Source organism: Pseudobutyrivibrio sp. AR14, assembly GCF_900101325.1.
Classification (GTDB): domain Bacteria; phylum Bacillota; class Clostridia; order Lachnospirales; family Lachnospiraceae; genus Pseudobutyrivibrio.
In genome coordinates this window covers 1-25,245 of record NZ_FMUY01000005.1, presented here as the reverse complement: position 1 = coordinate 25,245, position 25,245 = coordinate 1, and the positions used below count along the sequence as shown (strand labels likewise).

19 protein-coding genes and 1 pseudogene are annotated in these 25,245 nt (G+C 39.9%); all 20 read left to right on the top strand.

Annotation, left to right across the window (positions count from 1 at the left end; all coding sequences use genetic code 11):
- The first annotated feature begins 66 nt into the window (after positions 1–66).
- Positions 67–2,172, top strand: coding sequence for an amylo-alpha-1,6-glucosidase (locus tag BLP50_RS05695; protein ID WP_090152350.1), 2,106 nt, complete (start codon positions 67–69; stop codon positions 2,170–2,172).
- Position 2,173: 1 nt separating this feature from the next.
- Positions 2,174–2,551: a NusG domain II-containing protein gene (locus tag BLP50_RS05690; RefSeq protein WP_090152347.1), complete on the top strand. Its 378-nt coding sequence runs from the start codon at positions 2,174–2,176 to the stop codon at positions 2,549–2,551.
- 12 nt (positions 2,552–2,563) lie between these two features.
- The gene (locus BLP50_RS05685; protein WP_090152345.1) at positions 2,564–3,055 is read left to right on the top strand and encodes a Gx transporter family protein; all 492 of its coding nucleotides are present in this window, start codon (positions 2,564–2,566) and stop codon (positions 3,053–3,055) included.
- 7 nt (positions 3,056–3,062) lie between these two features.
- On the top strand, positions 3,063–4,004 hold the full coding sequence (locus tag BLP50_RS05680; RefSeq protein WP_330386060.1) for a DegV family protein: 942 nt from the start codon (positions 3,063–3,065) through the stop codon (positions 4,002–4,004).
- A 54-nt stretch (positions 4,005–4,058) separates the two neighbouring features.
- On the top strand, positions 4,059–4,664 hold the full coding sequence (locus BLP50_RS05675; protein WP_090152339.1) for a DUF308 domain-containing protein: 606 nt from the start codon (positions 4,059–4,061) through the stop codon (positions 4,662–4,664).
- Positions 4,664–4,897 carry a hypothetical protein gene (locus tag BLP50_RS05670; protein WP_090152336.1) on the top strand — a complete coding sequence of 78 codons (234 nt, stop codon included), beginning with the start codon at positions 4,664–4,666 and terminating at the stop codon, positions 4,895–4,897. Before BLP50_RS05675 ends, BLP50_RS05670 begins: the two co-directional genes overlap by 1 nt.
- Positions 4,898–4,906: 9 nt before the next feature.
- Positions 4,907–5,479, top strand: a complete 573-nt coding sequence (locus BLP50_RS05665) for a TetR/AcrR family transcriptional regulator C-terminal domain-containing protein (protein ID WP_090152331.1) — start codon at positions 4,907–4,909, stop codon at positions 5,477–5,479.
- A 123-nt stretch (positions 5,480–5,602) separates the two neighbouring features.
- Positions 5,603–6,187 (top strand): manganese efflux pump, encoded by a 585-nt coding sequence (locus BLP50_RS05660; protein WP_090152328.1) that lies wholly within the window; start codon positions 5,603–5,605, stop codon positions 6,185–6,187.
- Between the two features lie 18 nt (positions 6,188–6,205).
- On the top strand, positions 6,206–7,222 hold the full coding sequence (locus BLP50_RS05655; RefSeq protein ID WP_090152325.1) for a glycosyltransferase family 2 protein: 1,017 nt from the start codon (positions 6,206–6,208) through the stop codon (positions 7,220–7,222).
- Between the two features lie 2,061 nt (positions 7,223–9,283).
- Positions 9,284–12,325: a SpaA isopeptide-forming pilin-related protein gene (locus tag BLP50_RS14640; protein ID WP_442960187.1), complete on the top strand. Its 3,042-nt coding sequence runs from the start codon at positions 9,284–9,286 to the stop codon at positions 12,323–12,325.
- Positions 12,322–13,632: a SpaA isopeptide-forming pilin-related protein gene (locus tag BLP50_RS05645; protein ID WP_090152318.1), complete on the top strand. Its 1,311-nt coding sequence runs from the start codon at positions 12,322–12,324 to the stop codon at positions 13,630–13,632. Before BLP50_RS14640 ends, BLP50_RS05645 begins: the two co-directional genes overlap by 4 nt.
- Before the next feature lie 101 nt (positions 13,633–13,733).
- Complete coding sequence (locus BLP50_RS05640) at positions 13,734–14,609, top strand: class C sortase (RefSeq protein ID WP_090152314.1); 876 nt, start codon at positions 13,734–13,736, stop codon at positions 14,607–14,609.
- Positions 14,606–15,508: a class C sortase gene (locus BLP50_RS05635; RefSeq protein WP_090152311.1), complete on the top strand. Its 903-nt coding sequence runs from the start codon at positions 14,606–14,608 to the stop codon at positions 15,506–15,508. Before BLP50_RS05640 ends, BLP50_RS05635 begins: the two co-directional genes overlap by 4 nt.
- On the top strand, positions 15,505–16,575 hold the full coding sequence (locus BLP50_RS05630) for a DUF5979 domain-containing protein (protein ID WP_090152306.1): 1,071 nt from the start codon (positions 15,505–15,507) through the stop codon (positions 16,573–16,575). Before BLP50_RS05635 ends, BLP50_RS05630 begins: the two co-directional genes overlap by 4 nt.
- Positions 16,576–16,578: 3 nt before the next feature.
- Positions 16,579–17,166 (top strand): SipW-dependent-type signal peptide-containing protein, encoded by a 588-nt coding sequence (locus BLP50_RS05625; protein ID WP_090152304.1) that lies wholly within the window; start codon positions 16,579–16,581, stop codon positions 17,164–17,166.
- Positions 17,166–17,924 (top strand): hypothetical protein, encoded by a 759-nt coding sequence (locus BLP50_RS05620; RefSeq protein ID WP_090152301.1) that lies wholly within the window; start codon positions 17,166–17,168, stop codon positions 17,922–17,924. Before BLP50_RS05625 ends, BLP50_RS05620 begins: the two co-directional genes overlap by 1 nt.
- A gap of 12 nt (positions 17,925–17,936) precedes the next feature.
- Positions 17,937–18,752: a hypothetical protein gene (locus BLP50_RS05615; RefSeq protein ID WP_090152298.1), complete on the top strand. Its 816-nt coding sequence runs from the start codon at positions 17,937–17,939 to the stop codon at positions 18,750–18,752.
- Positions 18,753–19,853 carry a hypothetical protein gene (locus tag BLP50_RS05610; protein ID WP_090152296.1) on the top strand — a complete coding sequence of 367 codons (1,101 nt, stop codon included), beginning with the start codon at positions 18,753–18,755 and terminating at the stop codon, positions 19,851–19,853.
- A 147-nt stretch (positions 19,854–20,000) separates the two neighbouring features.
- Positions 20,001–21,242, top strand: coding sequence for a class B sortase (srtB, locus tag BLP50_RS05605; protein WP_176753696.1), 1,242 nt, complete (start codon positions 20,001–20,003; stop codon positions 21,240–21,242).
- Positions 21,243–21,493: 251 nt separating this feature from the next.
- Positions 21,494–25,245 (top strand): annotated as a pseudogene (locus BLP50_RS14295) (hypothetical protein); the annotation flags it as partial.

Here is a 25,245-nt window from a genome sequence, read left to right as displayed (position 1 = left end):
CACAAGAAAGGCTTTTTTATATATAATAAATAGTTGAGTTGTGATGTGATTAGTGGAGAATAAATAATGAAATACGAATTTGTTTTTGATAAGTTAACCAACTATAAAAATAATATCTATAGAGAGTGGCTTTTGACTAACGGTCTAGGCAGTTATGCAGGCAGCAGTATTATAGGTTCTCATATGAGAACACAGCAGGGCTATCTCATCGCAAGTATTCATCCTCCTGTGGAGAGATTCTTGGTTTTTTCCAAAACAAATGAGCGTCTTGTATGCGGCAGCAGAATTTATGATTTGACCACTGCTCAGCACAAGGGACCATACGCTAGTGAATTTAATCAGGGCAACATGCATCTTAAGAGTTTTACTTATGATGGCACTGTTAATTTTGTATACGAAGCAGGTGGTATGCGCCTCACTAAGACAATAGCTTTGGTGCAGGGCAAGAATCAATGCGTTATCGCATATACGTTAGAGAATAATGGACCTGCAGCAGGTGTGGTTATCACTCCTCTCATGAACTATAGAGACCACGGTGAGCATATGACTGTGGAGAGTCTTAAGTACGAGCTACCAGATAGTGCCTTCGGTGAGATTAGAGATGAGGCAACAGGTAATACAGGATTTTATTATTCTCCAGTTAGCAATAAAAATGTGAGAGTATCACTTGTCAGCGCAGGTTGTGAGATGGTAAAGCGCAACAACATCTACGATGAAAACATGGAGCTTCAGTATGAGCTTGATAATGACGCGGAGGCACTTGATTGCCATCTCAAGCCATATGATTTTGTAATGGAAGTTGATGCTGGTGGAGTTTCAAGGGCATCTTTTGTCTGCACAGTTGATGTTCGCGACCAGGTAGGAAGAAAGAAAATCGAGTGGTCAGATATTCCAGAAGTAGAGATAGATACAGCATTTATAGAAATAGAAAAGGCTAAGAATCGTGTGGCCGACTTAATTGAAAAGTCAGGTTTTTCTGATGAGGAAGAGTTGGGACAGATTCTTACTGTTGCAGCGGACCAGTTTATTGTTGATAGATTGTCTACTGGCAAGAAGACAATCATGGCAGGTTATCCATGGTTTACAGACTGGGGCAGAGATACTATGATAGCCTTCACCGGCCTATGCCTTGAAACAGGTCGATATGAGGACGCCAAATCTATTTTACTTTCATTTTCTAAATGCATTAAAAATGGACTGGTTCCTAACATGTTCCCAGACAATGGCAAGGAGCCTCTTTACAATACAGCAGATGCTTCACTGTGGTATTTTTACGCAGTGTACAATTACCTGAAATACGTAGATACGGATGAGGCCTGGAAATTTGTGGAGGATTATATTTATTCTAGCCTCCAGGAGATTATGGCTGCTTATCGAAAGGGCACCCAGTTTTCAATTGGCATGGATGACGACGCGCTAATGAACGCTGGCTCAGGCCTTGATCAGGTTACATGGATGGATGTACGTATCGGTGATGAGGTGGTGACTCCTAGACATGGCAAGCCAGTTGAGATTAATGCTCTTTGGTACAATGCACTTATGACTATGGAGGAAATCTCAAGAGGTATCGCAAGACGTACCCATGACAAGCCAGAAAACTATCTTGCATACGCAGGCGGATGCAGTCAGCTTGCTATGTGGGTGAAGGAAGCATTCAACGAGGAGTTCTGGTACGAGGAGGGTGGTTATCTCTACGATGTAATCGGAGAGGATTTCAAGGATGCCACACTTAGACCTAATCAGATATTTGCAGTAAGTCTTCCATTTACAATGCTTGATATCGAAAAAGAAAAATCAATCGTAAGAGTCCTTAAGGATAGATTATACGTGGGTGTGGGTCTTCGCTCACTTGATACAGAGGATGAGAACTATCAGGGTACTTACCAGGGTAGTCTAGAGAAGAGAGACCATGCGTACCATCAGGGTACAGCCTGGGGATTTTTGCTTGGAGCATTTATCGAAAGCTATTTAAAAGTGGGTGGAGGAAGTGCTCAGTCTATAGAGGAGGCTAGAGCTATGTTTGAGCCAATAGAGCAACATCTATTTAGCAACTGCATCGGTTCTGTTTCTGAAATTTTCGATGGTGATGAGCCACATGCTGGCAGAGGATGTTTTGCTCAGGCTTGGTCTGTTGGTGAGATTCTTAGAGCTTATGCTCTATTAAATAAATAACATGAAAAAGAATGATTTGATTTTAATCTTTGGAATTTTAATACTGTCACTATTTTTCTACCTAGGGATGCTTATTTGGCAAAAGAGTCATACTGATGACAGCGCCTATGTGGAGGTTAAAATAGACGGAGAGATATATGGCACATATCCTTTGGATGAGGATATGAAAGAGCGTATAGAGTCTGCAGATGGCGGATATAATATTCTGGTGATTTCAGATGGCAAGGCATCCATTGAGGAGGCCAACTGCCCAGACAAGATATGTGTAAATCACCGAGCTGTTCATTATTCAGGTGATTCGGTGGTTTGCTTGCCACATAAGCTGACTGTTACGGTTGTAGGTGGGCAGGAGGATGAAATCGACGCCTCCACTAATTGATAGGAGAGGATTATGAAGACGAAAGATATTGCTATTCTTGGACTATTAATAGCCCTGGCATTTGTGCTCTCCTACGTGGAGTACCTGCTCCCAATTAATATAGGTATACCAGGGGCGAAAATAGGACTTGCCAATATAGTAACTATGGTTGCCATTTACAAAATAGGGTATAAGAGGGCTTTTGCATTATCTCTTATCAGAGTTCTATTAGTGGCCCTTACTTTTTCCAATATGGCAATGGCTATGTACAGTGCAGCCGGCGCTGTGCTTTCATTTATTGCAATGCTAATCGGTAAGTCTACAAAGAAGTTATCTATTACAGGAGTTAGTGTTCTAGGTGGCGTTTTTCACAATATTGGACAGATAATGGTGGCTATGGTGCTGATGGAGACTAGGGAATTAGTTTTCTATCTTCCAATACTTATAGTTATTGGAACTGTTTCTGGCGTGGTGATTGGTATACTTTCAGGTATGATTTGTAGTCGTATCAAGGTTGCATTTTAATATTAAGATGGGGTATACTCAAACAGGCTATAGATTTAGTAATAAAGGAACAGGTATAAAAATGGGAGATTACATTATTAGTTGCTGCTCCACAGCGGATGTGACAGCAGAATATCTTAAAGAGAAAAATATCGAATATATTTGCTTTCATTATTATTTAGATGGAAAAGAATATGTTGATGATTTATTTAAGTCTATGTCAGTTCAGGATTTCTATCAGGCAATGGTTGATGGAGCTATGACTAAGACTTCACAGGTTAATGCAGATGCATTTACAGAGTATTTTAGAGGATTCCTTTCACAGGGTAAGGATGTAATTCATTTGACACTTTCTAGTGGTATCTCAGGAGTTTTAAATTCTGCTCGTATTGCAGCAGAGGAGATGAAGGAAGAGTTCCCAGACCGAAAGGTTGTAGTTATAGATAGTTTGACAGCTTCATCTGGTTATGGACTTCTCATGGACAAGCTTGCAAGCCTTCGTGATGAGGGATATAGCTTCGATGATCTTTGTAGCTGGGCTGCAGAGCATGTTCAGAATCAAAACACATGGTTCTTTACAACTGATTTAACATTCCTTATTAGAGGCGGTAGAGTGTCAAAGCTTTCTGGATGGTTTGGAACAGCTCTTAACATTTGCCCACTTATGAATATCAATGACGAGGGCAAGTTAATTCCACGTCAGAAGTGCCGCGGTAAGAAGATGGTTAAGAAGGCTGCTCTTTCTGCTATTAAGGAGCGCATCGACAATGGCGCTGACTACGATGAGAATATTTTCATCACTCACTCAGTTTGCTATGAGGATGCAAGGGAGATTGCTGATATGATTGAGGCAGAGTTCCCTAAGATGAAAGAGAAGATTCGTATTTTCGATATAGGACCTACAATTGGTGCACATACAGGCCCAGGTACAGTTGCTATTGGTTTCTGGGGCAGCAAAAAAGAACATTAATAACAAAGTGTTGGGTCAAAGGACTCAACACTTTTCTTCATTGGAGGTAGAGGGATGAAAGAGAAGATCAAAGGATTACGACTTAATATTACAATTTCAGCAGTAATCAGTATTATCATCGGTGTGCTATTAATGGCATTTCCTACAGAGACTACAGAGGTGCTGAGTCGTATCATTGCTGGCATTATTATTTTGGCTGGTGTGGCTATTATAATTAGTCAGATTTTTGAAAACTCTAAAAATGTTATGGGGATTGTAGTGGGTGCAATACTTGCTATTTTAGGAATATGGATGTTTATGTCACCAAAGGATAATATTTTCATTAATATAATTCCTATCGCTATTGGAGTTATCTTAGTAGTACATGGTGTTCAGGATTTAGGGATGGCATTTGAGGTCCTTAAGACAAAGAAAGGTGGCTCCCTTCTATTATTTATAGGAGCAATTGTAAATATAGTTCTTGGTCTCTTATGTATTGCCATGGCATTTGATATTATCACTACTATTGTTTGGCTTATTGGCCTTATGATGGTATTTGACGGCGTGACAGATATTTTCTTTGTACACAAGGTTAGAAAATCTACTTCTGCTTTGATTGTTGATTCTACAATCGTGGAAGAGGAAGTGGTAGAAGAAGAGACAAAAGAGGAAGATGTCTAATGGGACAGATGGAATTTAAGATGGAGCGCACAGGTCTTCTTGAGGTGGGAGATGTGCTTTCCATTACAGAATATGAGCTACCTAATTCTTACTACTATGTGTTGGGCAGGTCGTATGCCATGTCGGGCAACTATACCACCCTTCAGCGCATCTCAGCAAAGGAAGGGAAGGTAGTAGATATAAAAGAAACCCCAAAGGGATTCTATGTATCAGTGGAATATCAGGATTCTTAAGGAGCATTAATGAATAACCAAACGCAAAACGCAATTGATATTGTGTTGGCTGAGAGCTTAAAGGAGCTTGCCGCCACCAAGCCAATTGATAAGATTACAATAAAAGAAATAACCAACAAAGCAGGCGTTATTCGTCCTACTTTCTACAATCATTTCCAGGATAAGTATGAGCTTTTAGAATGGATTACAGTCAATGAGCTGTTCGCACCAATCGAGCCCCTTCTTGCAAATGGAATGCTTAGAGAGGCGATTACATTTCTTTTGACTACCATTTTCAAGGGCAAGGATTTCTACAGAAGAGCTGCCCAGCTTGAGGGACAGAATTCTTTCAATGAAATTTTCAATAGATGTGTAGCTAACCTAGTTAAGAAATATATTGATATTGATAGCTTACTTAGCATTGCCAATTACGAGTGGGTGGATGAGAAATTAGTTTCTGAGTTTTTGGCTCACACTATTTCATGGGTGACTATTCAGTGGATTATGAGAGGCATGGATTCACCGGTAGATGAGCTGGCTGATGTGTATGTTAAGATTTTTCATAGCCCGATTATTCAGGTTATTTCAAACAACGACAAGTAGAATACAAAAGAATATTTTTGTAGCTTGTCTTAGCACTACTTTTAATGATTGAATATTTTTGGAGAGAATATATACATTATAATATAGATATATCTTTTAAGATTGATTGGAGCGTATTTGTTTATGAGCTGGTTAGAAAATATGCTAATTATGGCTGGAATATTGCTTGATGTATTTGCCGCTATGGAGATACAGGGAGCGATGCTAGCCAACATAAAAAAGAAGACATTAGTAATAGCCTGCATTGTTGTTGCGGCAGTAGAACTTGTATTTTATCTGGTTGGATATTTTATTTGCTGGGTATTATCTTCTAATGGATATATACCAAATCCAATCTACTATGGTGAGGCAGTTGCTGCCATAGTTTTGGCACTACTTGGAATGAGGCTTTTAGTCAAGGCTGTTCAGCGTAAGTTTATTCAGGAGCGCAGACGTGATACAATTAGAGTGTGGGACTACATTAGAATAGTAGTTATGTCTAGCATTTACACTGCAGCAGCTGGATGCGTATGCGGACTTGTAGGTGTTACGGTTTGGCAGGTTATTATCATTATATTAGTTATTTCTATTGTGATGGTTATATGTGGTTTCTACACAGGCCTTCACTACGGATTTGAAATTAAGACGATTGCTTATGTGGCTGGCGCATTACTTCTTTGGGGCGTTAGCATTGAGATGTTACTACATCGCATTTTAGATGTAATTTAGTTTACGAGGAGATTATTTATGAAATTATTATCTTTTGCAGTACCTTGTTATAATTCGGCTGCATATATGGAACATTGTGTTGAGACTCTTTTACATGGTGGCGAGGAGGTAGAGATTATCATTGTAGATGATGGTAGTCAAAAGGATAACACAGCAGAAATAGCAGATAGACTTGCAGCAGAGCATCCTTCAATTATCAAGGCAGTTCATCAGGAAAATGGTGGACATGGTCAGGCAGTTAATACTGGTCTTAAGAATGCTACTGGTCGTTACTTCAAGGTAGTTGACTCAGATGACTGGGTAGATGAAAAAGCATACGATAAGATTCTTGATGTACTTCGTCGCACAGTTGATGAGGAAAAAGAGCTTGATATGCTTATTTCTAATTATGTATATGAAAAGGAAGGGGCTATCCATAAAAAGGTTATGTCTTACACTAACCTTCCAAAGGATAGATACTTTACATGGGATGAGACTGGTCGCTTCAAAAAGGGACAGTACATTCTCATGCATTCAGTAATATATCGTACAGAACTTTTAAGAGATTGTGGATTAGAGCTTCCAAAGCATACATTCTATGTGGACAATCTTTATGTATTCTATCCACTTCCTTATGTTAAGACAATGTACTATCTTGATGTAGAGTTCTATCGTTACTATATTGGACGTGATGATCAGTCTGTTAATGAAAAGGTTATGATTAGCCGTATTGATCAGCAGATTAAAGTTAACAAGCTTATGCTTGAGTCATTTGATTACAAGAACATCGAAAATGAGCATGTTAAGAAATACATGTTTAACTATCTTGAGATGATTACAGTTGTCTCTACAGTGCTTCTTATGAAGAGCGGCACTAAGGAACACCAGCAGAAGCGTCATGACCTTTGGAGCTACATTAAGTCAAAGGATGAGTTCATATATAAGAAGCTTCGCTATGGAATCCTCTGCGGCACTACCAATCTTCCAGGCCACACAGGACGTCTTATTTCTGTCTCAGCCTACAAGATTGCACAGAAGGTGGTAGGATTTAATTAATCATCAAGATTAATTAAATCCGTAATAGGCAATGATTATAAACAGAAGGTATTATAATCATTGTTTTGCGAAGCAAAATTTAAATGTGCCTTACCTCTAGCACATTTAAACCCAAGATTTGATTAATCATCAAGATTAGGTAAATAGTTATAGTATATAATTCACTAAACAGTATAGTCGAAATTGGCACATATTACTCCAGGAAAGCTTCCTGGAGTTATTTTTTGCCAAAAAATGACACTTATTGCCAGACATCTTTTAAATGAAAAAAATGTGCCGTAATATACTATTCGGACACATGTTGAGCACATATTTCTGTAAGACAGACTTGAATGTAGAAATATGTGTTTGAAAAGAGGGAGTTACATGTCTATGAAAAAGTTGACTATGCTTAATAGAATACTGTCTTTGGGACTTGCAACAGCGCTCGTTTTATCGTCACCGATAGTAGCCTATGCGGAGGGTGATAATGAAGCCGTTGTTGCTGAGTACTCAGTTAATAATAATTCTGAAGAGGTTTCATCTTCTGATGTAGGGAGAACAGAAGATGATGCCACTAGCAGCTCCGAGGAGGACGCATCCATTTCTGGTGATGCAACTTCTGATAATCAAGATGGAGATGCTACATCAAAGGATTCCCATGAGGAACAAATTAATAATGGGTCAGAGGACGAGTCAGTAGCCGATGAGGCTGAGGCTACTGATGAGGAGACTGAAGATGAGGAGCTTGAGGACGAGGAACTCGAGGAGCTTGAGGACGAAAAGGAATGCAAGCACGAAGAGTTCGAGTACGAGTCTAATTACGATGGAACTCATATCAAGCGCTGCAAGGAGTGCGGTGAAATCATCGAAGAGGCTGAAGAGTGTGAGTTCGACGAGGACGGAATTTGTATCTACTGTGGATACAGAGAAGAAATCGAAGAGAAAGACGAGGAAATCACTCTTGAGTTTGAAAATGATGAAGTAATCGTTACTGTTACAGCAATGAAGAGTGTCTTAAATGGAGCTACATCAGTTAAGGCTGAAAAAGTAACTGATAAGGACCAGTTAGAGGAAGTTGCTAGCTCACTTGAAGAAGATGCAGAGGAAGCTGGCAAGGAGCTCAAGGCATTTTTAGCTTATGACATTTCACTTATGAATGATGATGGCAAGGTTGAGCCAAAGGACGGAAGTGTTTCTGTCAACATCGTTAGCTTAAAGGCACCTGAGACAGATGAGGAGCTTGACGGCACAGATGTAGGTATTGTTCACTTCGAGGAAAAGAGCGATTCTACAGAGGCTGTTGATTTGACAGAGGAGTCTACTACATCAGTTGAGACTGGTGATGACATTGCTACAGTTGATGTTTCTTTTGAGACAGAGAGCTTTTCAGTTTTCGCAATCAAGTGGACAACTGCTAGCACAGATAAAAAAGTGGGAACTATCGTATGGAAGGATGGGGACCATGCAAGAACTACTCAGACAGTTAATCTCTATGTTGTAAACCAGTACGGTGACCCAATTGAGAGTGCAACTGGTGAGATTAAATACGAAAATCTTGTAACAAATGAAAGTTTGTCTTCTCGTGTATCGGCAACATACAACAATTACTTTACAACTCTTGCTAGAGAAGTTTCTGTAGAAGGATATACATATAGAGGCGCTTATCTTAATGATAAGAGGGAGCTTACAAATATTAGTTATAAATATGAGCCAGGCCGTGTATATTGGGCAGCTACAATCTACGGACAGGGCGAGAATAACTGGCAGTATATTGCAAATGGAGCAGACAGAGACAATCAGAGAACATCTGTCAATGTTTTCTTAGTATATCAGGACAATAGAGAGATTGCTGATGACAAGTATTTCTCAGCAAATCTTTTCAACTATAGCAAGGATTCAATTAACAATGCTTCTCTTAGAACAGGAAATGCTAACAATGCATTAATTTTCCATGATGGTGGAGATATTATCACAAATGGTTCTGCATACTATCAGCCATGGAACAGATGTAATACTAATTCATCAACAGATAATCCAACAGCATTCCAGGGTATTGTAGGTAATACATTATCAAACAACATGCCTACATTTAACTATGCTGTAGCACCACTTTTTGATCCAGATTCTTGGCTTTTCTCATCTAGAACTGGAGCTAATACCTCTTGGGATAGAAAAGATGATGTTTTAGCATACAAAAATGTAGCTATTCCTTTCTATTTTGAAAATGGATATTACACATTTGATTCTAAGGTAAACGATTATAGATTTGATGAGCCAAATAACCGAATGACTCGTACTCAGAGAAATGATAGTGAAGGTCAGTTCTGGCCATTCTCTGGAACAAAGGACGAGCCACATTTCGGTATGAATTTACAGGTTAACTTCAACATCGCAGAAAATGGCAAGGATGACAATGGAAAAGACACAGTCTTTGAATTCTCTGGCGATGATGATGTTTGGGTATTCATCGACAACAAGTTAGCTCTTGATATTGGTGGTATCCACGGCGTTGTATCGGGACGCATCAATTTTGCAACAGGTGATTGCATTGTTGATTCTGCAGCAAGATCTGTAGTTAACAATGGTTCACAGAGCAGAACAAACCTTTATACAAATGTTTTAGGTTATAAGACAGTTGAAGAAGGACGCAAGGCTTTGGCAAAGGGCGGACACACACTTACATTCTTCTACCTTGAGCGTGGCGCTTCTTTATCAAATTGCAAGATTACTTTTAACTTTAAAAATCAAAATATCGCTGTTCCTACAGATGTATATTTCAACAAGGCTGATGGCGCAGGACGTGCATTAGCTGGCGCAGAGTTTGGTCTCTATGGTGAGGCTGATACAGAGTGCAAGGGTACAGCACTTTACACAGCAACATCTGATTCAACTGGTAAGGTTTTATTCTCTAATGTAGAGGCTGGAACTTACTATATGAAGGAGATGACTGCTCCAAAGGGCTATAGAGTAAGCAAGACTATCTACGTAGTAGAGGTTGTAAATGGTACTTCTTCAATAGTAGAGGGTTCTGTTAAATCAAAGACACAGGGTTCCTTCAAGATTTACAAAAAGGATGATCAGAATAAGAAAGACATTACTACAATTAAGAACTTCAAGAATGAGAATTACAAGAAGAGTCTTACAATCAAGAAGGAATGGGATGACAATAATTCAAGCAGCAGACCAGACAGCATCACATTTGATGTATATGGTACATACGCAGATGATTCTGGTATAAAGTACATCAAACTTGACGGATCGGTTTGCAGAAGCAGAGAAGCTGCTATAACTCCTGTAGTTGTAACAAAAGATGACAATTGGACTCGCACACTTGAGAATCTGAAGATTTTCGCTGATGAGGATTGTACACAGATTATCAGCTGGAATGTAGAAGAGCATGATATCTCAGGATACGAGTTAGTAGATCATCAGGTTACTTATACAGAGAACACAAATATCACAGAAGAAATTTTGATTCCTACTCCAGCTACTGAGGGTGGGGAGCAATACAGTCACATAGATATTGAAGTAGATGCTGTTTCTGATGGTGATGATTCTGGTAGAAAAATCACTAACATCTACGATTTAGATGGAAATAGCGGAAAAATAACACTCATCGGATACTACGATGACAACTACAATTGGGTTGCTGATTCCAAGAGTGTTCAGATGACTAAGCAAAACGGCTATGAGTGGAGAGCTGATTCTCAGAAGCTCGGTCAGAATTCAGTTCTAGCATTCAAGGTTAGATATGAAGGCTCAAACGAGACAAAGCTTGTTGTAATCGACAGCAATTCATACTATCCAGAGGATTCTAGATACTATAAGCCATCTACCCAAAAGGTAGGAGGAGACCACGAGCCATATAGAAATGTGGCTATGTACTACACAGGTTACTATGACCCAAGAAATGGTTATGTTGATTTAAGCGGAGCAAACCTTTTCACAACAGCAAAGGTTGAGTGCCCAGTCACAATTAGTAATTCAAAGGGTAACTATTACTCAAGCAATTACGGTTATGACAGAACAGGACTTGATTTTATTCTTTCACCAAAGACAATTGCTCAGGTTTCTGTTGAAAAGCTTGGCAACGAAACACATACATTTACAAATAAGAATGTAATGGGTTCTCTTACAATCGAAAAGAAACTCACTGGTAATTCAGCAGTTGCTTCTACAGATACAATGTATGGAATCAAGGTAGAGCGAGTTCTTGAGGATGGCACAACAGAAGTTGTTAGTCCAATTGTAGATGGAATAGTTCAAACAAATATCATTTCTTACTACAACGGAAATAGATTACTTGGTGTTGGCTACAGCAATGATGCATTTAATATTTTTGCTGACCAGTCAGTGACAATTATCGATTTGCTTCCAGGCGAATATAGAGTTACAGAGTGCTATGTTTACGACAAGAATGCAAATGGTGAATACGAGAAGGCTGACTTAGAAAGATACGAAACTACAATGTACCAGGTTGTAGACGGAGCTGAGACAGCACTTTCTCTTACAGGAAGATCTACAACAGTCAATGTAGAGAGTGGAGAAGATTATCAAGTAAAGATTGTTAATGAACTTAAGCAATCTTATGAATTCAAGATAATCAAGAGAAATGCTAATACATATGAGACTCTTGCTGGAGCACAGTTTGAGTTGAGAAACGAAGATGATACATTCACTGTATTTTACGGTGTGACAAATAGCGAAGGTGAAATCCTTTGGTTTAACAGTCTCTGGGAAGTAGAAAATCCAGATGCTGCAAATTCAAAGCCTCAGACAGTCAAGGATGGCACATACATCCTTAGAGAGACAAAGGCACCAAAGAGCTTCGCGCTTAGCACCGAAGAGTGGATTGTCAAATATGAAAAGTATGAGGGCGTATCTGTAAAGATTAGGTCTTCAAACAAGGTAGTACACGCTACCGTAAACAATGCAGGCAGCATCAAAACATACGAATACAGTTTCTTTGATGTTGTTGCATATACTCTACCTGAGACAGGTGGACGGGGAGTCTATGTATATACAATCGGCGGAGTTCTGTTAATGATGGGGGCGGCGCTGTTGTTATATAGATCAAAGAAAAACAATAAAACAACAAATAAAAAAGGAGAGAAAAAATGAAAAGAATCAGAAAAATCGTTGCTCTTGCGCTTGCAATGGTAATGATGATGGCGATGAGCATTACTGCTTTTGCCGCAGAGAACAAGACAGAGTCAACAGTAAAGATTACAAACATCTCTACTAGAGAAGCTTCAGAGGTAAAACTTTACAAATTAGCTTCTGTTGATTTCACAAACAACACAGTAACAATTGACAACACATGGGCTGGAGATGCTTACAAGGCTGATACAACAGACTTTACAGCTCTCAAGACAAAGTTTGAGGCTGCAAAGGCAAATCTTTCAGCTGAGTACACAGCTACAACATCAGCAGATGGAAAAGTAGAGTTCAATGTTGCTCCTGGTGTTTACTATGCAGCTATCTCAGGCTCACTTGTTGAGTACAATGCAATGGTTGTCAAGGCTTATGATGTTACATCAGAAGGTCGTTATGAGGGAAACACAGTAGAAATCGTAGCTAAGGGTTCTACAACAAACACAGAGAAGACAGCTGATAAGGGATTCGTTGAGGCTGGTGAGGAAGTAAACTTCACAATCAACACAAACATCCCATACGAGGCAGAGACATTCGTAGTATTTGATCAGCCAACAAACCTTACACTTAAGACAGCAACAGTTGAAATCGCTGGTGCTCCTACATTTACAGTAGAATTTACTGAAGTTACAGCAGATTCTCTTTACAAGATTGATCTTACAGATTACCTTCAGTACAAGAATGCAGGTGTAAAGATTACATATGTTGGTGTAGTTGGAAAGAACATTGACGAAGTTGAGGATGGTTATGGATTTAAGAACGCTGCTTACTCACAGGTAAATGGCGAGGATTCAACTCCAACACCTCCAGTAACCGGTTACACAGGTACAATCGTAATCGAAAAGAAGGGTTCAAACAACGAGGCAGTAGTAGGTGCTACATTCGAAGTTAAGGATTCAGAGGGTAACTTAGTTCCAGTTTCTCAGAGAGCAGATGGCGTTTATGTTTATGATGTAAACGGTACAGCAGTTGTAACATCTGATGAAGATGGTATGGCAGTAGTAACAGGTCTTGGCGTTGGTGATTACACAGTAAACGAGAAGACTGCTCCACAGGGATACACAGTTGATACTACAGTTTACACAGCTAAGATTACTGATACATCAGCAAATAATAAGAACTGCTATGTAGAACTTACAATCGTGGATCCAGATCTTATCCAGCTTCCATTCACAGGTGGTATGGGTACAACAATCTTTACAGTACTTGGTGTAGCTATCATGGCTATCGCAGCAGCACTTTTCTTTGCAACAAAGAGAAAGGCTTCTAAGTAATTAGAATTGATATTTAATCTAACTGGTACTTAGATATAAATATAATTGGTGCAACCCTGGCGTATGCCAGGGTGTACAGCACCAAGGAGAGGACAGCAATAATGAAGGCATTTTTTCTAAAATACTATAAGACAATAGCCATCGGCGCTCTCATGCTTGCTGGTTTGTCCTTGTTGGTGTACCCACTTGTTGCCAACACATGGAACAATCACGTTCAATCCACAATAGTTAAGGATTATGAGGCAACAGTTGAGGCAGCTATCCAGGAAGGAACTCTTGATGTACAAGCAGAGCTTGATAAAGCAACTGTATACAACGAAGAATTACTTCCAAGTATCTTGCCAGATTCCTTTGCAGAAGCAGAGGCCAATGGCGTAGATAGCAATTACATGAGCATTTTAAATGCAAATGATGATGGAGTTATGGGATACATTCAGATACCTAGTATCAATGTAAAGCTTCCTATTTTCCATACAACAAATGATGATGTACTTCAAATCGGTGTAGGACATCTTGAGGGAAGTTCACTTCCAATAGGTGGACCTAACACACATTCAGTACTTAGTGCCCACAGAGGTTTGCCAAGCGCAACACTTTTTACAGACCTTGATAAGGTGGAGGTTGGTGAGGATTTCTTCATTATCATCATGGATGAGTACTATGCATACGAGGTCGATCGTATTGATGTGGTTGAGCCTGATGATACAAGCTTGCTTGCAGTTCAGCCTGGCAAGGATTTATGTACACTTATCACATGTACGCCATATGGAGTAAACACTCAAAGACTTATGGTTACAGGACACAGAGTAGAGTACACACCAACACTTCTTGCAGATGCTAAGACTCCTACATTTGGAGCAGTAAGTCTTCATACTAATTATCTTTTATGGGTAATCGTAGGACTTGCAATCGTAGGTGCATTTATACTTTTACTTTATTTGTATGACAGAAAGCGCACGAAAAAGGAACAAGCGTGAAACAGAAATTAGTTAGGTTTTTAGTAATTTTATTATTCATAGTTGGAGCTGGTTTTTTAGCTTATCCAACCATTTCAAATGAATGGAACAACTATGTACAGAGCACGGTAATCCGTCAGTATGAGGATTCTCTCAGTGAGATGACAGAGGAAGATTATTCCGCTTACTGGGAAGCTGCTAGGGCATTTAATGCAAATATTACTGAAAACGCCATTGGTACAGATGCATTTGGTGCAGCAGCTGATGGAAATGCAGTTACACCAACTGAAGAGTTTTTGAATTCTCAGTACTATTCAGTTTTAAATATTAATGGCGATGGAGTTATGGGCTATTTGTCCATTCCAAAGATAAAAGTAAAGTTGTCCATTATGCATGGTACTTTTGATGAGTACATACAGAAGGCAGTTGGACATATGAATGGAACAGCACTTCCTATTGGAGGTGAGAGTACACATTCAGTTATTGTTGGTCATAGAGGTTTGCCAAGTGCAGAGCTTTTTACCAATATTGACCAGCTTCAGGTTGGAGACAAGTTTTACATCCATGTTTTAGATGAGACGCTTGCCTATCAGGTAGACGAGATTTCGGATGCTATACCAGCGGAGGATATTAATACTCTTGCTGAAGCAATGAAAGTAGAGCCTGGCAAAGATTACGTTACTTTGTTTACATGTACACCATACGGTGTTAACACTCACAGACTTTTAGTGAGAGGCACAAGAGTTGAGTACCTAGGAGAGGATGAACCTCCAAAGGGTGCCGAGGCCGTTGTAGAAACTGTTAAGAATTATTATGTGATTATCGGTATAGCTGGTTTAATCGTAGCAATTATTCTTATTCTTATAATTCGAAAGTTATTCAAAAAGAGTAATAAGAAAGCTGAAGGGAGAGCTCAGTGAAAAATTTAGGGTTTAGTAGGAAAAAACTTATAGCGATCGCTGCAACAGTAGTTACGCTTGCGGCTTCATTTGGAGCCTACAGTGTAAATGCTGCTGGTCATATTGATTTGACTGCAGATGTAAATATTTCTGCTGCTATTGGAGCGGGAGATGCTTCTCAGTTTGCCACAAGCTATGAGGGTGAGATAGTCATTGATTTATACAAGATAGCAGAGCTTGATGAAAGCGGTAATATCAAGGGGCTGACTCCTGACTTTGCAAACAGCAAAGCAGACCTTTCGGTTTTAACAAATAAGACTTCAGAAGACGAAGTTAAGACTGAGATAGTAGAAAAGGTAAAGCCAATTGCCCAGTCAGATGCAGTTGAGCCTACTGATACAATTACAGCTACTAAGACAAAGGACGGTCTTACAAATGCTACTGCGAAAATTTCAAATGGCGCAGGTATTTATCTTTTTGTTCCACATGACTGTTCAGATAATGATTTTAACTATACATTTACATCATACATCTTATACGCTCCAACAAGTGATTATATAACCCTTGGTTCAGGCAGTGATGAGTGGAAGTATGATGCAAGTTTTTTACTTAAGTCAGAGGCTAAGCCTAAGTACGGCAAGGTAATTATTACTAAGAATCTTAAGACATTTAATGATTCTCTTGGAACAGCAAGCTTCATATTTGATGTAGAGGCAACAAGAGATTCAAAGACTGTTTTCAGCAATGTTTACACACTTACATTTGATAAAAATGACAATTATGTAGACGGAGCTTTTACAAAATCAATCACTATTGACAGTGTTCCAGCAGGAACAACAATTACTGTTACAGAGGTATATTCAGGGGCTAGCTACCAGATAGATGTTGAGGAGAACAAGACTCAGATAATTGAGGATTTAAAGGCTGGTGAGACAGGCACTGTAGAATTTACAAATGATTACGATGAGCATCTTGATGAAGGTGGAATTAGCGTAGTAAATACATTTGAAAAAGTAGAGACCACAACTGATGGACTTGAAACTGTAAATTATAAGTATACAGGAAACAATATAGAGGGAGGCAATTAAAGTATGAAGTTTAAAAAGTATCTTATGATTGCCGCAGCTCTAGCCCTAGTGAGTTTGGCGTCAGTCAAAACTACAATGGCATATTTTACAGACACTAAGGAGGCAACTGGTGGAGTGACACTTTCTCTTGGTGATTCAAGGCTTACTCCACATGAGACAGTTGACGGTCTGGTTAAGCATATTACGGTTGAAAACACAGGCAACTATGATGTGTTTATCAGAGTAAAGGCTGTATATGGAAGCAATTATGATGCATCTGTTGTTGATAAGACATCAGCTGGTTGGGAGCTTAAGGACGACGGCTACTACTATTACAAGGATGTAGTTAAAGCTCACGAGACTGCACCAGAGTTACAGCTTCAGATTAAGGTTAAGGATAATACAGCTGTAGAAAATAGCTTTAATGTGGTAATCATTCAGGAAGCTACACTTGCTATTTATGATGGCGATAATGTATCGGCTGATTGGACCAAGACAGTTATGAGCCGCAGCGACTATGATGCAAAGTTTTCTAATCAGGGTAATGAACCAGCAGCTCAGCAAAATCAGTCTACTGATACAGATAACGGACAAGGGGAGGGTGATAACTAATGAAAAAGATAGTAAAGAATCCTCTTGTAATACTTGCAGTTGGTATGCTTGTTGTTGCAGCAAGCTCTGTGGGAGCCACAAGAGCGGCAATTACATATTCAAGCCAATCTGAGCAGGTTGATTTTTCAACAGCCAAGCTTCAGGTAGAGCTTCAGGAAAAGCAGGGAGATGATTATGCTGCAGTTAATTCTGCGGATTCCCTTACATTTCCATCTATTGCTGAGGCAATGAAGACTAATGATTCGGATAAGTCTAATGACATTCCTTTTACAGTTGGTAAGAAATACGATGAAAATGTGAGAGTGGTCAATACTTCTGAAGGTGGCTATGACGAGTATGTGAGAGTATATGTATATAAATACTGGCAGGATGGAAAAAATAAAGATACATTCCTTGATCCTGAACTCATAAACTTAGAGGTAGCCGATGGTTGGTATGAAGATAAGACAGAAGAGACCCTAGAGCGCAAAGTTTATTATTTAGCTAAGCCTCTTGCTTATAATGAGTCTCATGACCTTATTAAATCAGTCACAATCGGCAACGAGGTCCTTACTTACGTAAAGACAGTTGATGGTGACAAGACAGGTGTTGTTGTTGACGAGTACAAGTACAACGGCAAGACATTTTATGTAGAAATTATGGTAGATGCAGTCCAGACACACAATGCTGAGGATGCAATACTTGGAGCGTGGGGTGTTCATGTAGAAGTTGATGATAATGGCGTTATTACTTCAATTAATGGAGCAGCAGTTAACTAATAGGAGAGAATAATGAAAAAGTTACATTTGAATATAGTTCTTGCTCTCATGGTGATGACCGCAGGCTTCGCTTTTGCAGGAACGACAGCACATGCAGAGACACTTAAAATTGAACCATGGGATGTTACTTATACAGGTTCAGCAATGAAATCTAATTATGACCCAGAAAAGGCAGTTATCAAGGATACTATGCCAGGGGATACAATCGAATACACTGTAAACTATATTAACGGTTCAAAATCAGATGCTACATTTTATATGAGTGCAGATGTTATTAAGACTTTGGAAGAGGGGTCTATAGCAACAGGTGGATCTTATACATACAAGATTACTTGTTCTGAAATGGAGGAGCCACTATTTGACAGTGAGACAATCGGTGGTGATGAGAATGCTTCAGAAGTTGTAGGTCTTAATCAGGTTAATGGCAGCGAGGGCTCTTATTTTTCCCTTGGTTCATTAGAAGTTGGTAAATCAGGTCAGGTGACAGTTACAGTTACTCTTGATGGTAACTCACAGACCAATAATTATATGTCTACACTTGCTGAGCTTGAGATTAAATTTGGCGCAGAACCAACTGACTCAGCTCGCGAAGGTGATACAGAAGAACGTCACAACACAGTGGTAAAGAGGGTTGTTAATACTCTTGATGGTGGTACAGAAGTGGTAGTTATCGAGGATGATTCTATCCCTCTTGATGGCGGCAATCCACTTACTGGCGATTCACTTTTCCCACTTGTAATGTGTGGAATCGCTCTTTTTGCAGGTCTTTTGATGATTTTATGGTATTTCATCATTACAAGAGACAAGAAAGAAGAGGAGGTGGCCTAGATGAAAAAAGCAAAGAAATTACTTGGCCTCATCCTTACATTTGTCTTTGTACTTACTCTTGCAAATCTTAACCCTAATATAGCAAAGGCTGAAAGCTATACATACGAGGTTAAAATTTTAATAGGCAACAATGAGGATGCCTCATTTATTAGCGAGGGTGTTGATTCTCTTAAAGCTAAATACGGTGACGAGTGTGTATCTGTAAAAGATGATGTGCTTACTATCAAAGAGCTTGAATATGGCGATGAAATAGATATTCGAGTAGATCAGTTGATTCAGATTAGTCCAAATGCTGAGACAGGAAATACAAAATATTATCTTAGCGGACTTAGAGTTTCTGGTGGAGATACAATTGTTACACAGGCAACAAAAGATGCAGATGGTAACAGAGCAGTGACTTTAAATGGAACTGTTGAGGGTGATGAGGATTACGTTGTAGCTTATGGCGTAGGTTCTACCATTCCTTATACAGTCAGATACGTGGATGCTGATGGTAATGCACTTGCTCCAGATGATATTTACTGGGGTACACCAGGTGAGATTGTTTTAGTTCCAGCAAGACATATCGATAATTATTATCCAGATGCACTTTATCGCACAACATCTGCAGGTCTTAAAGAGAATACAGTATTTACATTCCAGTATACTAAGTACGATGGCAAGGTTAGATACATTGACGAAACGACCTACTCATCAGAGACAGTCTATGGTGAGCCAGTTTACGAGTATCAGTATGTAAACCGTGGCACTAGAACAGTAGATGGTGGAAGAAATACCCGTCCAGCTGCTGGTGGCAATGGTGCAGCAAATGCAGATGCAAACGCCGGGGAAGATAATGCTGAAGCTGGTGATGGAAATGATGGTGCTGATGAGACCACTATCGAGGATGAGCAGACACCACTTGATGTAATCGACATCGACGATCCAGATACAGCAAAGCACGGCGAGACTGCAAAAGATAATTTCAGACGCAATATGATTATTGGAATCTTAATTGCTATTATCGCAGTAGTTATAATCCTTATCGCACTACTTGTTGCAAACAAAAAGCGTAAGGCTGTAATTGCCAAGTCAGTGAAGAAAGAGGATACAAAAGAATAATTTGTAATTCATGGCGCCCAACTTCGGTTGGGCGCTTTTTTGTAGGAATGGCCCTAGGGGACGGGGTTAGTGGGCCATTTTAAGACTTTTCAGAAAATGGCCCACTAACCCCGTCCCCTAGGGCCATTTTTGTGCTATAATTGGCCTATGGAGAAAATATTAAGAGTAATAGGGAAGATATTATTAATAATGGTGATTGTGGCATTTGTGCCTATAGTGTTTCCTAAGTTGCTAGGATACCAGAGCTACAATGTCATATCAGGGTCGATGGAGCCGACTATTCCGGTTGGGTCCATAGTTTATGTTAAGCCGGTGGATTTTTCTGAAATCTCAGAGGGAGATATTATTTCATTTGAGGCAGGTGCCAGCGTAGTCACTCATAGAGTGGAGTCTATCGACGAGAGCCAGATGCTCATTACTACAAAGGGTGATGCCAATGAAACCGCTGATTTCACACCAGTGGCTTATACCAATGTATTAGGAAAGGCAGAGAAATATTTTCCTATAATGGGAAATGTGGCCGCATTTTTATCGGAGCCAGTAGGAAAGATAGTAGCCATTGTTATGGTGCTTGTTGGGGCTATATTATCTAGCGTGGGAGAGAAATCAAAAAAGAAAAAGGCAGATGAGGATGAGCCTGAAAAGAAAAAGAAATCAGGTCTAAATCCCAAAATTATTTTGTTTACAGGACTTGTAATTGTATTTGGTTCTGTTGCTGGTTTCCTTTTTATTTACATGGGATATCAGAAGTCTAATGATTTATATAACAATTTAAATGAAAAATATGTAAATTTATCCGAGACTAATCAGCAATGGTATGATATGATGGATGTCGATGTTTCGTCGCTTCAGGCGATTAATCCTGATGTAATAGGCTGGCTATATGTTGAGGGAACAGATATAAGCTATCCTATATTATATTCAGGGGATGATGACAAATATTTGCGTATGACTATGGATGGTGAGAGTGCTACGGCAGGTAGTATTTTCCTGGAGGGATATAATCTCCCTAGTTTCGCTGACAGTCATAATGTACTATATGGCCACAACATGAGAAATCTTTCAATGTTTGGCAGCTTGAAGTTCTATAAAACAGATGATAACTATCTGCAGGAGCATAAGTATTTCCAGATTATCACTGCAGATAAAAAGTATAGATATGAGATATTCTCATATTTTGATACGGATGCCGCTTCTTGGGTATATGGTGTGCCTTACTCGGATTCCGATGAGTTTGGTGATTATATCAGTGAGCTATTAAATCATTCGTATAAAGATATTGAAATAGGAAAGGGCCTAACTTCTAAAGATAAGGTAACCACACTTTCTACTTGTTCAACATCGGGGAGGAGATTCACAGTGCATGGCTACCTTTGTGAGACCTATTGATTATCTAAAATAGACATATAGGGACAGGGTAACATTGGTTACTTTGTCCCCTTTTTTTTACCTTAAAAGAGCGTTATATTAAATAATGAAAACAGTGAAAAAGGTGTGTTACATAATTATTTGGCAAAAACGTCCATTATTTGGCAAGAACAGTTACGAAAAGCTCTTTTAAAATAAAATCAACGTGATACAATAACTCATACATTGAGGTTAGATTTAATTTTTTGTATAAACGAGAGAGGTTATACATTATGTCAAAGAAAAAAGTTGAAAATTTATTAAAAGGAGTTGCCATTACAGGTGCAACAGTTGGAGGTGCTTCTGTATTCGGGGACGCAAATTTAGCATATGCTGCCGAGCTTGGAGAGGAGCAGGCGGCCGCCAATGCTGGAGGGGTAATCACAGTAGAGGTTACTCAAGAGCAGGCGAGAGAAGTTGTTGAAACTACTGTCGAGAGCGTTCAGGAGGAGACAACCCAAGAGACTGTGGTTGAGGAGACGGCTACGGAACTTGAAGAGGTTGACCTAACAGCTCAGGCGACAGCGGTAAATGCCGAGGGGGAAAACGTAGAAGCTCAAGGAACAATGGGGGATGATGTTTCTTCAGAAGTAATAGCTCAATCTGAAGCAGCTAGCACTTCTTTTTCTACAGAAGAGTCACAGATTTCTTCGACATCAAATTCAGCAGCCGAATCATTAACATCAGAAAACGAGTCAATCGCTAGTACATCAGAGTCAGCAGCAGAGTCTTTAGCATCAGAGAACGAGTCTCTTGCCAGCACATCAGAGTCAGCAGCAGAGTCTTTAACATCTGAGAATGAGTCACTTGCTAGCACATCAGAGTCAGCATCTGAAAAAATGAATTCTGAGAGCGAGAGTCTTTCTGAGGCTATGTCTGAGGCAGAGTCTTCATATGATTCAGCTTCAACTTCTTTCTCGGAAGGTGCAGAAGATGATTATCTTGAAAATCTTATTAAGGAAATTGAGGAAGCAAGAGCTGAGCTTGAGGCAGTACAGAGAAGAGCTATAAGAAATGGTCAGTATCTTAACCATGATGATAGATCAAATAACTACTATGGTTATGGTGATAAGCTTGCGAACCTTCTTATTCAGTACTCTTTCTATCAGGAAGGTTATGTTGGAGAAATCCTTTATAGTGATTGGGATTTCAGCAACTACAATACTAACGGTGTAAAGGTTACATATATCGATGCAGCAGGCGAGACAAAGTATGCGTATTTTGATTATGTAACAGTAGATAAAGATGGAAATGCATTAGTTCCTGGATTCTATGATAGCCCATCTCAGGGTAAAGAGCATGATAATCCAAATGTAGTATCTGGAATCATGGTTGTTAAGAAGACAAACCAGTATACAGATGCTAATGGCAATGTGCTCACATGGAAGTATGAAACAGAGACAGCTGCTGATGGTACTGAGTCAACAGTATGTCGTTACTATGTAAATGGCCAGCAAATAGCTGACGATGTAAAGGTTACAATCAAGGAAGATGATTCGTTTACTCTTTCTTGGAATTCATATAATGGAACTACAAAAAATGTTGTAGCTCAGAATAATAATCCATGGTCAAATATTTATTATTCAGAAGATGGACAGGTTATCTATCATGATTTAGGTAGCTATACATCTGCAGATAATATTTGGAATGGACAGCTTTCAGGTGTTTGCAGAAACTCTGCAGACAATACCCTTGGTGTAGTCGTTTCTAATTCACAGGGCGTTGGAACATACTCAACACTTACAGATGGTAATGGAAATACAGTTTCTTACAACAATCAGAGAATCAAGATTGGTGGTAAGACTTATTTCTATAGAAATTCTAGAATTGTTAACAATGGAAATGGCACATATACATTTACAGCTACTATAGATGATCATGGTGCAAGTAATTGGACACAGACTGTTACTTTATATACATCAGCTAGCTCAACAAGCTACAGTGTTAATTTTAAGGATAGCTTTGTAGCAAAAGCTAAGGAAGACACAGACGTATACTTCAATAATGCTGGTCAGGCAAAAGACGGCAATTTTGGAGTTAAGGGCTATACATATTTCTCAATCAATGATTTTGATAAGGGAAAAGATGATTACGCTCATGAGAGAAGTGAGTTTACTTCGGTTTCAGATTCTGTAAGTGAGACAGTATCTGAAGTTTCTTCTGAGTCTGATTCTTGGACAGAGTCAATCAGCGAGAGCGCAAAGGCATCTGAGAGTTCATCAGCTTCAAGAAGTGAGTCAATGTCTGAAAGTGCATCTGCATCTAATCAGTCATCTCAGTCAAGAAGTGAATCATTATCAGAGAGTGCATCTGCTTCAGCTCAGACTTCTGAGTCACGTAGCCAGTCATTATCAGAGAGCGCTAAGGCATCTGAAAGCGCATCTCTTTCAAGATCTGAGTCAGTGAGTGCTTCTAATTCAGCAAGCGCGTCAATGAGCCAGAGTATAAGCGAGTCACTTAGCGCAAGCCTTTCACAGTACATCAGTGAGAGTATTTCAGCAAGCCAGAGTGCATCATTATCTGCAAGCACAAGCGCAAGTATCTCAGCAAGTGAATCTGCATCAACAAGTGCAAGTACATCAGCAAGCACAAGCGCGTCAACAAGTGCAAGTACTTCAGCATCAGAGAGTGCATCTACATCAGCTAGCACTTCTGCTTCAACTAGTGCATCAGAGAGCCAGTCTGCAAGTACAAGTGCCTCAACAAGCGCAAGTACTTCAGCAAGTGAATCTGCATCAACATCAGCTTCACTAAGCAACAGTGCATCAGCTTCTGAGTCAACATCAGCAAGCCAGAGCAGCTCAGCGTCAGCAAGTGAGTCAGCAAGCACAAGTGCATCGACAAGCGCAAGCACATCAGCAAGCACAAGTGCGTCAACAAGTGCAAGCACATCGGCAAGCGAAAGTGCATCAACAAGTGCAAGCACATCAGCAAGCGAGAGTGCCTCAACATCAGCTTCTGAGTCAACTTCAGCAAGCCAGAGCAGCTCAGCAAGCACAAGTGCATCAACAAGTGCAAGTACATCAGCAAGCGAGAGTGCATCGACAAGTGCAAGTACATCAGCAAGTGAATCTGCATCAACATCAGCTTCACTAAGCAACAGTACATCAGCTTCTGAGTCAACATCAGCAAGCACAAGCGCATCGACAAGTGCAAGTACAGCGGCAAGCGAGAGTGCATCGACAAGCACAAGTACTTCAGCGAGCGAGAGTGCGTCGACAAGTGCAAGCACATCTGCAAGCACAAGTGCATCAATAAGTGCCAGCACTTCAGCAAGTACAAGTGCATCAACAAGCGCAAGCACTTCAGCAAGCCAGAGCAGCTCAGCAAGCACAAGTGCATCAACAAGTGCAAGTACTTCAGCAAGTGAGAGCGCATCAACATCAGCAAGTTTATCAGAGTCAGCAAGTATCTCTGAGAGCATAAGAGAGTCAGAGTCAGCAAGTGCCTATGCAAGAATAAGTGAACTTGAGAGCCAGAGTGTTTCAATGAGCATCAGCTTATCTGAATCAGCTAGTGCAAGCGAAAGTGCATCTACATCAGCTAGCACTTCAGCTTCAACTAGTGCATCAGAGAGCCAGTCAGCAAGCACAAGCGCTTCAACAAGTGCAAGCACATCAGCTAGTGAATCTGCATCAACAAGCGCAAGTACTTCAGCATCAGCAAGTGAGTCAGCAAGCACAAGTGCTTCAACAAGTGCAAGCACTTCAGCAAGTACAAGTGCATCAACAAGCGCAAGCACTTCAGCAAGTGAGTCAGCAAGCACAAGCGCATCAACAAGCGCAAGTACATCAGCATCAGAGAGTGCATCAACAAGTGCAAGTACTTCAGCGAGCGAGAGCGCATCAACATCAGCAAGTTTATCAGAGTCAGCAAGTATCTCTGAGAGCATAAGAGAGTCAGAGTCAGCAAGTGCCTCTGCAAGAATAAGTGAACTTGAGAGCCAGAGTGTTTCAATGAGCATAAGCTTATCTGAATCAGCTAG

What these genes read in the sequence shown, in the direction of transcription:
- BLP50_RS05680 (WP_330386060.1), top strand. Translation starts at nt 3,063, where the DNA reads ATGGGGTATACTCAAACAGGCTATAGATTTAGTAATAAAGGAACAGGT.
- BLP50_RS05620 (WP_090152301.1), top strand. Translation starts at nt 17,166, where the DNA reads ATGAAAAAGATAGTAAAGAATCCTCTTGTAATACTTGCAGTTGGTATG.
- BLP50_RS05685 (WP_090152345.1), top strand. Translation starts at nt 2,564, where the DNA reads ATGAAGACGAAAGATATTGCTATTCTTGGACTATTAATAGCCCTGGCA.
- BLP50_RS05675 (WP_090152339.1), top strand. Translation starts at nt 4,059, where the DNA reads ATGAAAGAGAAGATCAAAGGATTACGACTTAATATTACAATTTCAGCA.
- BLP50_RS05665 (WP_090152331.1), top strand. Translation starts at nt 4,907, where the DNA reads ATGAATAACCAAACGCAAAACGCAATTGATATTGTGTTGGCTGAGAGC.
- BLP50_RS05615 (WP_090152298.1), top strand. Translation starts at nt 17,937, where the DNA reads ATGAAAAAGTTACATTTGAATATAGTTCTTGCTCTCATGGTGATGACC.
- BLP50_RS05670 (WP_090152336.1), top strand. Translation starts at nt 4,664, where the DNA reads ATGGGACAGATGGAATTTAAGATGGAGCGCACAGGTCTTCTTGAGGTG.
- BLP50_RS05645 (WP_090152318.1), top strand. Translation starts at nt 12,322, where the DNA reads ATGAAAAGAATCAGAAAAATCGTTGCTCTTGCGCTTGCAATGGTAATG.
- srtB (WP_176753696.1), top strand. Translation starts at nt 20,001, where the DNA reads ATGGAGAAAATATTAAGAGTAATAGGGAAGATATTATTAATAATGGTG.
- BLP50_RS05610 (WP_090152296.1), top strand. Translation starts at nt 18,753, where the DNA reads ATGAAAAAAGCAAAGAAATTACTTGGCCTCATCCTTACATTTGTCTTT.
- BLP50_RS05690 (WP_090152347.1), top strand. Translation starts at nt 2,174, where the DNA reads ATGAAAAAGAATGATTTGATTTTAATCTTTGGAATTTTAATACTGTCA.
- BLP50_RS05695 (WP_090152350.1), top strand. Translation starts at nt 67, where the DNA reads ATGAAATACGAATTTGTTTTTGATAAGTTAACCAACTATAAAAATAAT.
- BLP50_RS14640 (WP_442960187.1), top strand. Translation starts at nt 9,284, where the DNA reads ATGCCTACATTTAACTATGCTGTAGCACCACTTTTTGATCCAGATTCT.
- BLP50_RS05625 (WP_090152304.1), top strand. Translation starts at nt 16,579, where the DNA reads ATGAAGTTTAAAAAGTATCTTATGATTGCCGCAGCTCTAGCCCTAGTG.
- BLP50_RS05655 (WP_090152325.1), top strand. Translation starts at nt 6,206, where the DNA reads ATGAAATTATTATCTTTTGCAGTACCTTGTTATAATTCGGCTGCATAT.
- BLP50_RS05660 (WP_090152328.1), top strand. Translation starts at nt 5,603, where the DNA reads ATGAGCTGGTTAGAAAATATGCTAATTATGGCTGGAATATTGCTTGAT.
- BLP50_RS05640 (WP_090152314.1), top strand. Translation starts at nt 13,734, where the DNA reads ATGAAGGCATTTTTTCTAAAATACTATAAGACAATAGCCATCGGCGCT.